Below are 14720 nucleotides of genomic sequence, written 5' to 3' on the forward strand. Positions count from 1 at the left end.
TGCCGCGTTGTCGCGTCAATTCAGTCAAAGGCAGATGGGATCAAAAACGGAACCTCAAAGTGTTAAGGCTCCCAGCAAGGTGCTGACGTCGTGGGTAACTGAAGTCCCACAACAGGTGCATTGTCGCACGGCTGCGTGAAGTCGCGCGGTCAAGGACCGATAATGGTGTTTTTTGACTGACACAACATCACAGGTGCTATGGCTCAATACGTATATTCGATGAACCGCGTTGGCAAGATCGTGCCGCCCAAGCGGCATATCCTGAAAGACATTTCTCTGAGTTTTTTCCCCGGTGCCAAGATCGGGGTCTTGGGGACCAACGGTTCGGGCAAGTCAACCCTGCTGAAGATCATGGCTGGGCTGGACAAAGACATTGAAGGCGAAGCCATCCCCATGGCGGGTTTGAATATCGGTTATTTGCCGCAGGAGCCCCAGCTCGATGCCACGCAAACCGTGCGCGAGAGCATTGAGGCCGGCATGGGCAAACTGTTTGCTGCTAAGGCGCGCCTCGAAGAGGTGTACATCGCCTATGGTGAAGAAGACGCCGACTTTGATGCCCTGGCAGCCGAGCAGGCCGAACTGGAGGCCATCATTGCCACAGCTGGTACCGACTCCGAACACCAGCTTGAAATCGCCGCTGACGCGCTGCGCCTGCCACCCTGGGATGCGGTGATTGGTGTGCTGTCTGGTGGTGAAAAGCGCCGCGTGGCGCTGTGCAGCTTGCTGCTGAGCCACCCCGAGATGCTGTTGCTCGATGAGCCGACGAATCACCTGGATGCCGAGTCGGTGGACTGGTTGGAGCAGTTCCTGCAACGCTACTCCGGCACGGTGGTGGCCATCACCCACGATCGCTACTTTCTGGACAATGCCGCCGAGTGGATTCTGGAAATGGACCGGGGTTCAGGCATCCCCTACAAGGGCAATTACAGCTCTTGGATGGAGCAAAAACAGGCCCGGCTGGAGCAGGAGAAGAAGGGTGAAGAGTCCCGCGCCAAAACTTTGAAGAAAGAGCTGGAATGGTCGCGTCAGAACCCCAAAGCGCGCCAAGCCAAGAGCAAGGCGCGTTTGGCACGTTTTGAAGAACTGTCTGACTTTGAATACCAAAAGCGCAACGAAACCAATGAAATCTTCATTCCGGTGGCAGACCGCTTGGGCCAAGAGGTCATCGAGTTCGTCAACGTCAGCAAGTCGTTTGGTGACCGGTTGCTGATTGACAACTTGAGCTTCAAGGTGCCGCCAGGTGCCATTGTGGGCATCATCGGCCCCAACGGTGCCGGCAAGTCGACGCTGTTTCGCATGATCTCCGGCCAGCAGCAGCCTGACTGTGGTGAGGTCAAGATTGGCCAGACCGTCAAGATGGCTTTTGTGGACCAGAACCGTGATGACCTGGCCAACGAAAAAACGGTCTGGGAAGATGTCTCGGGCGGGCTTGATATGCTCAACATCGGCAAGTTCACCATGGCTAGCCGCGCCTATTGCGGACGTTTCAACTTCAACGGTGCCGATCAGCAAAAACGTGTTGGTACGCTCTCAGGCGGTGAGCGTGGTCGGCTGCATCTGGCCAAAACGTTGATTGCTGGCGGCAATGTGCTGATGCTCGATGAGCCTTCCAACGATCTGGACGTGGAAACCTTGCGCGCGCTGGAAGATGCGTTGCTGGAATTTGCCGGCTCCATTATGGTGATTAGCCACGACCGCTGGTTCCTGGACCGTATTGCCACACACATTCTGGCCTGCGAGGGTGATAGTCAGTGGACGTTCTACAACGGCAACTACCACGACTACGAAGAAGACAAGAAGAAGCGCCTGGGTGAAGAGGGTGCCAAGCCCAAACGCATGCGTTTCAAGGCCCTGAAGTAAGCCCCTAACGAGCTGTCCGGCAAGTTACTGCCCCACCCCACATGGTTGCTCCATCTCTCTACCAACACTTGCTGGAACAAGCCACCCAGGCGGGCGCGTCTTTGGTGTCAAAGGTGGCTTTAGCAGCCCGCCAGTCAATGCGCGTTGAGGTGCAACTTGTGCGCAACGTCATGGAGCGTGATCATTTGGAGCTCAGCTTCAGGTTGCTCGAAACGCAGGCAGCGCAGCTAAGTGAACGTTTTCCGGTGGTTCTGTCGGCGGTTTTTCTGCGCTACCAGGGCTCAGACTCGGGCCTGGGCCAGCTGGTCAGTAGGCCTTTGCGCCTGGACCAACTTGAGCTGATGGATGAGGGCCAGGTTCAGGAGCGGGTAGAGCTTGCGCGCATGCTGCAGCATGTGATGCAGGAGGCCGAAACGGCGTTGACCGACCTCAACAGTTATGTGAGTGCCCTGGTGGGGCTGCAGCGCGTCTGCCCCGAGCGTAATCCGCTGCGCCCGGATTCTTACGTGACGGCGCTACAGCAGGTCATGACTGATTTGATGGTGCCAACCCGGGTGCGTGCCACCTGGCTGCACCACATGGCCTCGGCTTTGGGGCGTGCCTTGGGGGCGGCTTACCAGGTCTGGGTTGATGACTTGCAGCGTCAAGGTGTGCGGCGTGCCGGTTTTACGGTGATCCGTACACCCGATACAGCGTCGGCGGTGACCCAGGGCGGATCCACTCGCGCGCAGCGGGCAGTGTGGACGCAGCCCTACCGACAAACCGTACTTACCCTGGATAAGTTGCGGCGTTTGATGGCGGGTGAGCTTGATGCGCCGCTGGATGATCCCAAAGCGGCATTTGCACAGCAGTTCAGCCGGGAGTTTGAGTCAGGCGCGCCCGAGGTGTCAGCTGCAGGTGCAGCGTCGGTAGATATTGGTTTTCAGGCCACGGTGCCTGCGGCATTAGAGGCTTTACAGGAGATGCAACAAGTAGATGTTGTCATGCAGCGTATGCAGCAGCGGCCCGCCGCGCCCGTTGGACGCGCTGGCCCGCGGGCATCGGCAGACGCTTTGCGCGATGAGTTGGCCCGCGCCGCCACGTCCATGAGCCAAGTGCTTAGTCTTGAAGTGGTGTCGCTGATGGTGGAGACCTTGGTGCATGACAAACGCTTGCTGGCGCCGGTGAGAAAAGTCATTGAGCGGCTGGAGCCCGCGCTGTTGCGGCTGGTGATCATTGACCCGCGTTTCTTCATCGACCAAACCCATCCAGCGCGCCGCTTGTTGCAAGAGATTTCCCAAAGAGGTTTGGCGTTTGTGGCAGAGGAGGGCGCTGAATTTCAGGCCTTTCTGATCGCTTTGCAGCGCCATGTCAGTCCGCTGGCTGTTCTCAATGTCGACAGTGCCAAGCCGTTTGAGGCAGCGCTAAAACAACTTCTACAAGACTGGGACGACCCGAAAGTCCAGGCGAATCTGAGCAGCCAAATCGACAGCGCGGCTGCGGTATTGGGCTATGCCGAAGCGCGAAACCTACGCGCCGCCCAGATGACAGACAGCCTGAAAGCCATTCCCGACATGGGCCGGGTACCTTTGGAGGTGTCTGATTTTTTATGTGGCCCTTGGGCTCAGGTGTTGGCACAGGCCGAACTCAAAGGCAGCGCTGGACTGGACGATCCGGGTGGCTACAAAATGCTGGTCAATGAATTGCTCTGGAGTGCCCAGCCTGGTCTGACCCGGCAAGATGTAGGCCGCTTGACCAAATTAGTGCCCCGGCTGTTATCGGGCTTGCGCGAGGGTCTGCGCCTGATTGGTTACCCATCGACCAAGACCAGCATGTTTTTCGACGCACTGATGAAACTGCATCATCAGGCCTTCAAGGCGCCCGCGCAGGATGCCCCAGTGGCAGCCGCTGTGGAGGCGAGTTTGCTGGGCAATCAAGACCATTGGGTGGCACCATCTGAAGCCAAAGCATCGGGCTTCATGGCGTTTCCCGATGATCAGGCGCAAGACCCCGTGTCGCCTTCGGTTGTCGAGGTGATGCCTGCGCTCGTGCCCGTGACGCTGAAGCTCGGTGCCTGGATCGAAATTCGGCTTAAAGACACTTGGCAGCGGATGCAGTTGTCATGGATCAGCCCGCACCAGACCCTGTTTTTATTCACCACGAATGGTGGCAAAACGCAGTCCATGACGCAGCGATTTTTCGAGCGCATGCTGGCCGAGGGCAAATTGCGGGTGGTGTCCGATCAGGCGTCGATGCTGGACGGTGCGCTGGAAGCGGTGGTACACACCGCCATGCGCAACAGCATCGACAGCAGGGCCTGATCTCAGCCTGCCAGTGCGGTTTTAACCGCTTGGGACACCAGAGTCATGTCTGCCTTACCCGCCAGTTTTGACTTCACTGCCGCCATCACCTTGCCCATATCGCCCGGGCCTTTGGCACCAAGAGCGCTCACAATGGCAGCGACGGCGGCAGTGATCTCCTTGCTGCCCATACGTTGCGGCAGGTAAGCCTCCAGCACCTTGATCTCGTCGCTCTCCTTGTCTGCCAAGTCTTGCCGTTGTGCCTGCAGGTAGGCTGCCACCGAGTCTTTGCGCTGTTTGATCAACTTGTCGACGATGCCTACCAGCATCAAGTCGTCAACCACCACGCGCTCGTCAACCTCTTTCTGTTTGACGGCTGACAGCAGCAGTCGAATCGTGCCCAAGCGGACGCTGTCTCTGGCACGCATGGCGTTTTTCATGTCTTCGGTGACTTGGTCTTTGAGTGACATCGTGGAGCTCCTGATGGCAAAAGGTCAGTGAATTGTGAGTAAGAGAAATCAGTTGGCAATAAAAAAGCCCGCCTGAGCGTCCCCGGCGAGCTTTTTTAAGGTTTAAACCTTCACCGCCTGAAAAAAAACTGGTGCGCTTGGCAATCAGACCTTTAATCAGGCGAAGCGAATGGCTTAAAACAGCTTCTTGGGCAACTGCATCGCGCGAATGCGCTTGTAGTTGCGCTTAACCGCCGCTGCCTTCTTGCGCTTGCGCTCGGCGGTGGGCTTTTCGTAGAACTCGCGTGCACGCAAGTCAGTCAGCAGGCCCAGTTTTTCGATAGTGCGCTTAAAGCGACGCAGAGCGACGTCAAAAGGCTCGTTTTCTTTAACACGAATGGTTGTCATGAAGGTGAAGTTATCCGAATTGTGCAGACTTCAAAAATTGGAAGATCGGGCCAAAATTTGATCTTGCGAATTTCTCCGCTATAAAGTTGATCAGGCAGCGGAGTTTTGCCAGCAAAGCCAAGCATTATAACGACCTGTCCAGTGACGTTGTAGGCCGTGTGGCGCAGAAATCACATGGCCTAACAATGGGTGGCGGAAGGCGCGCGAGTTGCTTTTGTAAAAATGTCGACTCTGGACAGGGGAAAATGTCGTCCGCTGGGCTGCTCTCCTCAGCCGGTCGGGTTGCGATTCTGCACTGTTGGCCGTCGCGGGAGAGCCAAGGGCGCAGATAGACAGCAATTTTTTTTGAATTCAGGAGCATAGTTTTGGAGAAACAAAGAATGCACGTCAAGCAAACCGGACTCAAACGTCTGTTGCTGGCATTTGGTTATTCTGTTCAAGGTTTTCGTTCAGGTTGGTCGGAGCCTGCCTTCAGACAGGAGGCTATGGCGGCGTTCTTTTTGCTGCCTTTGGCCTGGTGGCTGGGCAACACCTGGCTGGAGCGCGCCGTTCTGGCTGGAACCGTGGTGGCGGTGATGGTGGTGGAACTGCTCAACACCGCCATGGAAGCCACGGTGGATCGGGTCGGGTTTGAGTTGCATCCGCTGTCAAAAAAAGCCAAGGACCTGGGTAGCGCTGCGGTGCTGCTGAGCCTGTGTTTTGGTGGCGTGGTCTGGGCGGGTGCGCTTTGGCAGCGTTTTTTGGGTAGCTGACGAACCAGGTCTTGTGGCCGTCAAAGGCGTGAGGCTTAGCTTGGTTGCACGGCGCGCCTAGCTAGCCGCTCGAAAGCCATGTCTGTCGCAACGGCCAGCAAGCCCACCAGCAAGGCGCCCTGCAACACATAGGCGGTGTTAAAGCCGCTCAAGCCGACGATGATGGGAGACCCCAGTGTTTTGGCGCCCACTGTTGACGCAATGGCAGCGGTCCCGATGTTGATGATGACCGAGGTGCGCACGCCCGCCAGCCAGACGGGCCAGGCCAAAGGTATTTCGATCTGGCGAAGCACTTGCCAGGGCGTCATGCCCATAGCGCGCGCCGATTCCAGTGCGGCTTGTGGCACGCCTGCTAGGCCAGCCAGTGTGGCCTGCAAGACGGGCAACAAGCCGTAGAGGGCCAGGGCAATCAAAGCGGGTAGCTCACCAAATCCCACTGCGGGTACCGCCAGCGCCAGCACGGCAATGGGCGGGAAGGTCTGGCCCGCAGCTGCCAGGGTCTGCATCATCGGCTCGAAGGCGCGTCCAGACGGGCGCGTAACGCCGACGCCAACACCGATGCCGATCAGGATGGCAATGCTGCTCGACACCACGACCAGTGCGATATGGCGCCACAGCAGTTCTGAAAAAGGCTCTTGGAGGTAGACAGGGCGATCCTGTTGTGGAAACAGTGCGCCAAACATTGCGCCGGTATGCGGCAGAGCATAGGCAAGGCACAGCAGCGCCATCACCACCCACGGTAAGGGGTTCTGAAACCAGCGGGCTGAAGCCACTGGCTTGGTTTGGGCCTCAGGCAGGCGTGTTGGCATGGCTAACAAAGATGTCGGATGCATACAGGCTACCCACCGGCTGTTGCTGAGCGTTCAGCACCGACAACACACTCGCGCCCTGCGCTGCCAGAATGGCCACCGCTTCGCGCAATGACGCCGTTTGCGGCAGGGTGGGTGACCCGGGGGGCGCTGGATCGTGCCGTACCAGCGGCTCGACCGCTTTGAGTGACAGCAGCTTGATACCCAGGTCGGATCGGCCCACAAAGTCGAGAACAAAATCACTCGCCGGACTCGACAGCAGTTCCAACGGCGTGGCCACCTGCACGATCTGGCCCTGGTTCATGAGGACGATCCTGTCGGCCAGCAGCAGGGCTTCGTCGATGTCGTGGGTGACCAGCACGATGGTTTTGCCAGAGGTCTGATGCACGCGCTTCAACTCCAGTTGCAACGCCGTGCGTGTCACCGGGTCAAGCGCGCCAAAGGGCTCGTCCATCAGCAGCACGGCTGGGTCGGCCGCCAATGCGCGTGCCACCCCCACACGTTGCTGCTGGCCACCCGAGAGCTGGTGTGGGTAGCGCTGGCGAAACAGCTCGGGTGCCATGTCAAACAGGGTTAGCAATTCGGTCACCCGCTGGCTGATGCTCTCCTTGCTCCAGCCCAGCAGGTGCGGCACGGTGGCAATGTTTCGCTCGACCGTCCAATGCGGAAACAGACCGACCGACTGAATGGCATAACCCATGCGCCGGCGCAGGTCACGCACATCAAAGCTGTAAATCTCCCGCCCTTCGAACAGGATGCGACCCTGATCATGGTCAACCATACGGTTGATCATCTTCAGCGCGGTGCTTTTTCCCGAGCCTGAAGGGCCGATCAATACAACGAGTTCACCAAGCTCAATGTGTAAATTCAGGCCCTCGACAGCCCTGACCCCACCGTACGACTTGCCAATGTTTTGAAACTCGATCATCTGATACGCCCTGAAACCTGCGCTAACGGGGTGGCGCTTGCATCAGCTTCAGAAAATCCGATTGGCTGTACCCAGGCGATCATGGCCTTGAAAAGTGCGTCAGCCAGCATCGCCAGCAGCACGATAGGCAGCACGCCCAGCAGAACCAGGTCGTTGGCGGCACTGAACAGCCCGTCAAACATCAGGGAGCCCAGCCCACCGGCGCCGACCAAAGCCGTTACTGCCGTCAAACCAATGGTTTGCACCACGGCTGCGCGCAGGCCTGGCAGCAGCACCGGCAGCGCCAGCGGCAGTTGAACCTGCCAAAAGATCTGGCGCTCTGACATGCCCATGGCCAGCGCTGCCGTTTTGGCGGCAACAGGCACTTGCTCCAGGCCAGCGAGTCCTGAACGGACGATGGGCAGCAGGCTGTACAGCACCAGCGCCAGCACAGCGGGTGCCAGCCCAACGCCGCTGACACCGGCTTTTGCCAGCCCTGGAAACTGCAGCGCCAACCAAGCCAGTGGCGCCATGAGCAGACCAAAAAGTGCGATTGAGGGCACTGTCTGGACAATGTTGAGCAGCGGGAAAAGCCATTGACGCAAGCCTGCGCGCCGTGTACACGCCCAAGCCAGCGGCAGGCCAAGCAGGATTGAGGGCACGATGGCCGTTGCGACAATTTGCAAATGGCGCAGCAGTGCCAGCCAAAAGACCTCTTCGCGATTGACGTACTCTTTGAGAAGCGACAGATCCTTGCCCACGCCCAGCGCCAGCAGCAGCAGGGTGGGCGCAGCCACCAGCGCCAGAACGCCGCTGCGCGCAGTGCTGGAGGCGCTCAGGCGCTGTACAGCGTCCAGGCTCATCAGCCAGGCCAGGGCGACCAGGCACCAGAATCCAGCACCCAAAGAAGTTCGTGTCAGGCTGGATTGGGTTTGTGCCACCTGCTGTGCGTGCGTCGCCGCCAGCCAGAACAGGCTTGCCAGACCAAGTGCCATCAATAAGGGCAGGGCCGCCACCCTGAGCTGGGAGGAAATCGCATTTGGCGGCTGCTTGTTAAAAGTCCCGCCTGTCGAAGACGGCTGAATAAGCAGGACAAACACCGGCAAAACCAGCGACCAGCCCCAACCAGGCAAGACACTGGCAAGGTAAACCGGCTCGCCCGACATCAGCCGATTCGGCGCGACGCGCAATAGGGGCAGCAGCCAAGCCGCACCCAAACCCAGCAAAGCGCAGACCGCCAGAACCGGATGGACTTGCAGCCGCACGTCAGACTACTTGAGGAAACCTTTGCTGCGCAAATAGTCACCGGCCACTTTGCGTGCGTCTACCCCTTCAAGCTGGATGCGGGCGTTGAGCTGCTGCAGCGTTTCGGCATCCAGTGACTTGAAAATAGGCGCCAACGTGGTTGCAACCACCGGGAAGCGTTTCAGCGCTTCTTCGCGGATCAGCGGCGCGGGGGCGTATACCGGCTGGGCGCCTTTGGGGTCTTGCATGATCACCAGACCCAACGCAGCCACCGGGCCGTCCGTGCCGTAAGCCATGGCCGCATTGACCCCCGAGGTTTTCTCGGCGGCAGCGCGGATGGTGGCCGCGGTGTCGCCACCCGCCAGGACCAGGGTTTGGTCTGCCCGCAACTTCAGGTTGTAGGCAGCAGTGAACGCTGGCATGCCGTCTGGGCGTTCCATGAATTCGGCAGACGCTGCAAGCTTCAAAGGGCCAGGGCCAGCGGCGAACTTGGCCAGGTCATCGAGCGTGCGCAGCTGGTTGGCAGTGGCGACGTCTTTGCGCACCGCAATCGCCCAGGTGTTGTTGGCGTTGGCTGGCTCAAGCCAGACAATTTTGTTGCGCTCAAAATCCATCTTTTTGACCAGCTCGTAGCCGGCGCGCAAATCTTTCCAGGCCTTGTTGCTCTCGTCGCCCAGCATGAAGGCGCCGTTGCCGGTGTATTCTGGGTAGATGTCAATTTCGCCCGCAACCAGGGCAGTTCGCACGACCTTGGTGTTACCCAAGGCGACCCGGTTGTCCACCTTCACGCCTTGAGCTTGCAGTGCCAGAACAATGATGTTGCCCAGCAATTTGCCTTCGGTATCGATCTTGGAGCCCACACGCAGAGTGTCAGACTGCGCCTGTGCCATCAGGGGTGCGGCCAGCAGGGCACTCAGGCCGGCAGCCAACAGCAGGGAACGTCGCTGAATCAAAAACATCATGTAACCTTTCAAAAAAGAGACCAACACACACCACCGGCGCCAGGAGCGCGTCAAAGGGCTCAAAGGATAAGCCAAAACCGATTGCCCTGACGAGCCCGGTTGCATGGTGCGCCGTGGTGCAATGCAGGCTCTGAAATCCAAGGAGTTCGTCATGAAAGCAGTTTGGAACGGCGCAGTGATTGCGCAGAGCGACGACACGGTGCTGGTTGAGGGTAACCACTATTTCCCGGCCGCTTCGCTTGACCGCGATCTGGTGCGCTTTAGCAACCATAAAACGTCATGCGCCTGGAAAGGCCAGGCGAGTTATTACTCGCTGATGGTCAACGGCGACGTCAATACCGATGCTGTCTGGTATTACCCTGATCCCAAACCAGGGGCCGAGGCAGTGCGTGACCGTGTGGCGTTCTGGAAAGGCGTCAAGGTGACCGAATGACGCCAGCCTTGCCAGAGGTTGTGGCGCTGTTTCGGGCTTAGCGCTGGCGAACGTTCGCGATGTCGAGCGGGTTGGCCCCGCCGCCTAGGCTTTTGAACAGGGAGATTTGATTTTGTAAAAAAGACAGGCGCGTCTGCACCAGCGCTTGCTGCGCCACAAACAGCGAGCGCTGCGCGTCAAGCCAGTCGAGCTGGCTGGCGGCTCCGTGGTCAAAACGCATTTGGGTCAGATGGGCGCGTTCGCTCTCGGCCTCCAGCAAGGCCTGGCTGGCTTGGAGTTGCTGGTCGAGGGTGCTTTGGCTTGCCAAAGCGTCGGCCACCTCGCGAAAGGCGCTCTGGATCGCCTTTTCGTACTGCGCCACGGCAATCGAGCGCCCGGTTTGCGCTGCATCCAGATTGGCCTGGTTTCGACCCGCATCAAAAATCGGCAGAATCAGCTGCGGTGCCATCGTCCAGCCCCAGGAGCCGCTCTTGAACAAGCCCGACAGTTCGCTGCTGGCCGATCCGGCACCGGCCGTCAGGCTGATGCGCGGGAAAAACGCCGCCCGGGCCGCACCGATATTGGCATTGCTGGCCAGCAGCAACTGCTCGGCTTGACGGATATCCGGCCGATCTGTCAGCAAATCTGAGGGCAGCCCGGCGGCGATGCGGGTCAATTGCACGGTTTCCAGTTGACCCCTGGCGAGTTGCGTACGGGCCGATGCGGGCAGGCTTTGGCCCAGCAGCAAGGCCAGCGCGTTTTCGTCCAGCGCGCGCTTCTGCGTTTGTTGCGCCAGCGTGACGCGGGCGCTCTCCAGCAGGGTCTGAGACAGGCGCCAGTCCAGGTCTGAGGCCGCACCGTTTTCGCGCTTGAGGTTCACCAGCTTCAGCGAATCCTCGCGGGTGGCAAGTGTCTGGCGCGAGGCGCGCAGCAGTTCTTCGTCAGCCAGCAGGCTCAGCCAGCTTTGTGCCACCGCAGACATCAGGGCGATGCGCGCCGTCTGGCTGGCCTCGGCGGTGGCCAGGTATTGCGCCAGCGCCTGTTCCTTGAGGCTGGCAACGCGCCCAAAAAAGTCCAGTTCGTAAGCGGTGAAGGTCAGCCCGCCGGTGTAGGTGCTGCTGATGCCGGCGCCGCTGGCGGGCACGCGCGAGCCTGTGATACCGGCATTGAGCGAGGGGAACTGATCAGCGCGACGCAGGCCCAGTTGTGCCCGCGCCTGCTCGATATTGAGCACTGCTACCCGCAAATCGCGGTTGTTGGCCAGGGCGATCGTGATCAACTCTTGTACTGTTTTATCGGTATAAAAGTGCCCCCAGCCCTTATCGGACAAGCGCTGATAGCTATCTTTATAAGAGCTATCAATACCCGCGCTGGCAGGCCACTGGCTGTCGATAGGCGCAATCGGGCGCTCGTAGGTCGGCATCAGCGAACACGCTGACAGGGCGCTGGCACAGGCCAGCGTCAGGATGGACAACTTAATCATCTGAATGCACTCCCATGTGCGCGGCCTGTTCGGCGTGCACTTGCTGCTGGCGTTCACTGTCCGTGAACAGACCGCGCACCACCACAAAAAAGATCGGCACAAACACCACCGCCAGGATGGTGCCGGTCAGGATGCCGCCAATCACGCCGGTGCCAATTGCCCGCTGGCTGGCTGAACCTGCGCCGGATGACAGGGCCAGCGGCAACACCCCCAGCGTGAAGGCCATCGAGGTCATCACAATCGGGCGGAACCGCAGGTGCGCTGCTGCCAGCGCGGCGGCGATGACTGTTTTGCCTTGCGCCTGCAGGTCCTTGGCGAATTCGATGATCAAAATCGCGTTTTTCGCCGACAAGCCAATGATGGTGATCAGGCCGACCTGAAAGTAAACATCGTTGGCGTAGCCGCGCAGCAGCGTTGCCAAAATCACGCCCAGCACGCCCAGCGGCACCACCAGAATCACCGCCATCGGAATGCTCCAGCTTTCATACAGCGCAGCCAGGCACAAAAACACCGCCAAAATCGCAAAGCCGTAAAGGATCATGGCCTGCGAGCCCGCCAGCTTTTCCTCGCGTGAGGTGCCGGTCCACTCAAAACCAAAGCCCTGCGGCAGTTTGGCTGCGAGTTGCTCCATCTCGGCTAGCGCCGCACCGGTGCTGTAGCCTGGGGCCGCGCTGCCGCTCAGGCGCATGGCCGGGTAGCCGTTGTAACGCAGGGCTTGCATCGGGCCGGTGACCCAGCGGGTGGTAGCAAAGGCAGACAGCGGCACCATCTGACCCCGGCTGTTGGCCACGTTGAGCCGCAGCAGGTCGTCAGGCTGCATGCGCGCTGGCGCATCGGCCTGCACCACAACGCGCTGTAGACGGCCCGCGTTGGGAAAGTCGTTAACGTAGCTGGAACCCAGGGCGGTGGAGATCACGCTGTTGATGGCGTCGAACCCAACTCCCATGGCACTGGCCTTATCGCGGTCGATGTCCACCTTCAGTTGCGGTGCGTCTTCCAGACCTTCGGGCCGAACCTGAGTAATCACCTTGCTCTGAGCCGCCATGCCCAGCATCTGATTGCGCGCTGCCAGCAAAGCCTCATGACCCAGCCCGGCTCGGTCTTGCAATCGGAAGCTGAAGCCGCTGGAGGAGCCCAGCTCGGGGATCGGGGGTGGACTCAGCGCAAAGATGAAGGCATCACGAATGCCGGACAAGGCACCAAAAGCGCGCCCGGCCAGGGCTTGCGCCGAACTGCCTTCACCCTCACGTTCATCCCAATCTTTGAGCGTCACAAATGCCAGGGCCGCGTTTTGCCCTTGACCGGAGAAGCTAAAGCCCAGCACGCTGACCATGCCTTCGACTTCGGGCTGCTTGAGCACGTAACCCTCCACCTGCTGCATCACCGCCAGGGTGCGGTCTTGGGTCGCCCCAGGAGGCAACTGCACATTAACCAGCATGGTTCCCTGGTCTTCACTGGGTAGAAACGAGGTGGGCAGGCGCTGGTACAGCAGTGCTGCCACGCCGACGATGGCCAGGTAAATCACCAGATACCACGCAGCACGCGGCAGGAGCTTGGCCACGCCACGCTCGTAACCTTTGGCGGTGCTGGCAAAACCCCGGTTGAACCAGCCAAAAAAGCCGGTTTTGGCATGGTGGTGCCCGGCCTCAACCGGCTTGAGCAGGCTGGCGCATAAGGCAGGCGTGAGCGAGAGTGCCAAGAAAGCCGAGAAGGCGATTGACACCCCCATCACTGCAGCAAACTGGCGGTAGATATTGCCGACGGAACCGCTGAAAAACGCCAGTGGCACAAACACCGAGATCAGCACCACGGTCACGCCGACAATCGCGCCCTGAATCTGGCCCATGGCTTTGCGGGTGGCCATGAGCGGTGACAAACCTTCCTCGCTCATGATGCGTTCGACGTTTTCCACCACCACAATCGCGTCGTCCACCACGATGCCGATCACCAGCACCATCGCAAACATGGTCAGCACGTTGATGGAAAAACCCATGGCCAGCAAGCTGGCAAAGGTGCCCAGCAGCGCCACCGGTACCACCAGCGTCGGGATCAGCGTGTAGCGCCAGTTCTGCAGGAACAGGAACATCACCAGAAACACCAGGATGATGGCTTCCACCAGGGTTTCAGCCACCTGGGCCAGCGACGTCTCGATGAACTTCGAGCTGTCGTAGGGAATCGACCAAGTCATACCTTTGGGGAAAAACTTTTCCAATGTCTGCATCCGTGCGCGCACTGCTTTGGCAGTGGCCAGCGCGTTGCCGCTTGTGGACAACTGCACACCGATGCCGGTGGCGGGTTTGCCGTTCAGGCGTGCCGAGGTGGCATACGACTGGGCGCCCAGCTCGATACGCGCCACATCTTTCAGGCGCACGCTGGAGCCGTCGGTATTGGCACGCAGCACCACGTTGCCAAACTGTGCCACGCTGCCCAACTGACCGTTGACCACCACGGTGGCCGATATCCCTTGCCCAGCCACATTGGGCAGACTGCCGATTTCACCCGCCGATACCTGGGCGTTTTGTGCCCGGATGGCCGTGGTGACATCGGCCGCAGACAGGTTAAAGCTCACCAGCTTGGCCGGGTCAATCCAGACGCGCATGGCGCGCTCGGTGCCAAAGAGTTGCGCTTGACCGACGCCGTCCAGGCGTTGAATTTCAGGCACGATGGAGCGCGATGCATAGTCACCGAGCGCCACCGGCGTCAGGTCCGGGTCATCAGACGAGAGGATGGCAAACAGCAAAAAGTTGCTGCGCGCCTTGTCCACCCGCACGCCTTGCTGTGTCACCGCAGAAGGCAAGCGCGGGCTGGCGCGAGACAGCCGGTTTTGCACGTCCACCTGCGCCAGCTCGGGGTTGGTGCCCGGCTGAAAACTCAGTGTGATGCTGCCCGAGCCGTTGGACTGGGCAGTGGATTCCATGTAGATCAGCCCTGGCGAGCCGTTCATCTCTTGCTCGATGATGGACAGCACGCTGTCTTCCAGCGTTTGCGCCGAGGCACCCGGATACACCGCCGAGATAACGATGGACGGTGGTGCCACCGGCGGGTACTGCGCAATCGGCAGCTGGGTGATGGACACCGCACCCATAACCACGATAAACAGCGCAATGACCCAGGCAAAAATGGGTCGATCAATAAAAAACTTGGACATCTCAGG

12 protein-coding genes are annotated in these 14720 nt (G+C 59.6%); 4 read left to right on the plus strand and 8 right to left on the minus strand.

Annotated elements, in window-relative coordinates:
• Nucleotides 1–198 precede the first annotated feature (198 nt).
• Both ettA and BLL52_RS10430 read left to right on the plus strand, forming a co-directional pair.
• Nucleotides 199–1860, plus strand: coding sequence for an energy-dependent translational throttle protein EttA (gene ettA, locus BLL52_RS10425; RefSeq protein ID WP_075586603.1), 1662 nt, complete (start codon nucleotides 199–201; stop codon nucleotides 1858–1860).
• A gap of 41 nt (nucleotides 1861–1901) precedes the next feature.
• The gene (locus tag BLL52_RS10430; RefSeq protein WP_083633894.1) at nucleotides 1902–4160 is read left to right on the plus strand and encodes a DUF1631 family protein; all 2259 of its coding nucleotides are present in this window, start codon (nucleotides 1902–1904) and stop codon (nucleotides 4158–4160) included.
• 2 nt (nucleotides 4161–4162) lie between these two features.
• Here BLL52_RS10430 and BLL52_RS10435 read toward each other — a convergent pair whose 3' ends face one another.
• Both BLL52_RS10435 and rpsU read right to left on the minus strand, forming a co-directional pair.
• Nucleotides 4163–4609, minus strand: coding sequence for a GatB/YqeY domain-containing protein (locus BLL52_RS10435; protein ID WP_075586605.1), 447 nt, complete (start codon nucleotides 4607–4609; stop codon nucleotides 4163–4165).
• 174 nt (nucleotides 4610–4783) lie between these two features.
• A complete protein-coding gene (rpsU, locus tag BLL52_RS10440) occupies nucleotides 4784–4996 on the minus strand; it encodes a 30S ribosomal protein S21 (RefSeq protein ID WP_075586606.1) in 213 nt (70 codons plus the stop codon).
• 380 nt (nucleotides 4997–5376) lie between these two features.
• Between rpsU and BLL52_RS10445 the strand changes: the two genes are divergently transcribed.
• Entirely contained in the window at nucleotides 5377–5748 is a 372-nt protein-coding gene (locus BLL52_RS10445) for a diacylglycerol kinase (protein ID WP_075586607.1), read from the plus strand.
• 35 nt (nucleotides 5749–5783) lie between these two features.
• Here the strand turns inward: BLL52_RS10445 and BLL52_RS10450 are convergent, their stop codons facing one another.
• Genes BLL52_RS10450 through osmF form a run of 4 tightly spaced genes read right to left on the minus strand, consistent with a single transcriptional unit; the run spans nucleotide 5784 to nucleotide 9671 of the window.
• Complete coding sequence (locus tag BLL52_RS10450) at nucleotides 5784–6557, minus strand: ABC transporter permease (protein WP_075586608.1); 774 nt, start codon at nucleotides 6555–6557, stop codon at nucleotides 5784–5786.
• Entirely contained in the window at nucleotides 6538–7485 is a 948-nt protein-coding gene (locus BLL52_RS10455) for an ABC transporter ATP-binding protein (protein WP_075586609.1), read from the minus strand. Before BLL52_RS10455 ends, BLL52_RS10450 begins: the two co-directional genes overlap by 20 nt.
• On the minus strand, nucleotides 7482–8729 hold the full coding sequence (locus BLL52_RS10460; RefSeq protein WP_075586610.1) for an ABC transporter permease: 1248 nt from the start codon (nucleotides 8727–8729) through the stop codon (nucleotides 7482–7484). Before BLL52_RS10460 ends, BLL52_RS10455 begins: the two co-directional genes overlap by 4 nt.
• 6 nt (nucleotides 8730–8735) lie before the next feature.
• Nucleotides 8736–9671 carry a glycine betaine ABC transporter substrate-binding protein OsmF gene (gene osmF / locus BLL52_RS10465; RefSeq protein ID WP_075587186.1) on the minus strand — a complete coding sequence of 312 codons (936 nt, stop codon included), beginning with the start codon at nucleotides 9669–9671 and terminating at the stop codon, nucleotides 8736–8738.
• Nucleotides 9672–9822: 151 nt separating this feature from the next.
• On the opposite strand from osmF, the gene BLL52_RS10470 reads away from it, so the two are divergent.
• A complete protein-coding gene (locus BLL52_RS10470) occupies nucleotides 9823–10104 on the plus strand; it encodes a DUF427 domain-containing protein (RefSeq protein WP_075587187.1) in 282 nt (93 codons plus the stop codon).
• 37 nt (nucleotides 10105–10141) lie between these two features.
• Here BLL52_RS10470 and BLL52_RS10475 read toward each other — a convergent pair whose 3' ends face one another.
• Together BLL52_RS10475 and BLL52_RS10480 are read right to left on the minus strand one after the other, a co-directional pair.
• Entirely contained in the window at nucleotides 10142–11566 is a 1425-nt protein-coding gene (locus tag BLL52_RS10475; RefSeq protein WP_075586611.1) for an efflux transporter outer membrane subunit, read from the minus strand.
• Entirely contained in the window at nucleotides 11559–14714 is a 3156-nt protein-coding gene (locus BLL52_RS10480; RefSeq protein WP_075586612.1) for an efflux RND transporter permease subunit, read from the minus strand. Before BLL52_RS10480 ends, BLL52_RS10475 begins: the two co-directional genes overlap by 8 nt.
• Between the last annotated feature and the right edge of the window lie 6 nt (nucleotides 14715–14720).

This window comes from Rhodoferax antarcticus ANT.BR (assembly GCF_001938565.1).
GTDB lineage: Bacteria > Pseudomonadota > Gammaproteobacteria > Burkholderiales > Burkholderiaceae_C > Rhodoferax > Rhodoferax antarcticus.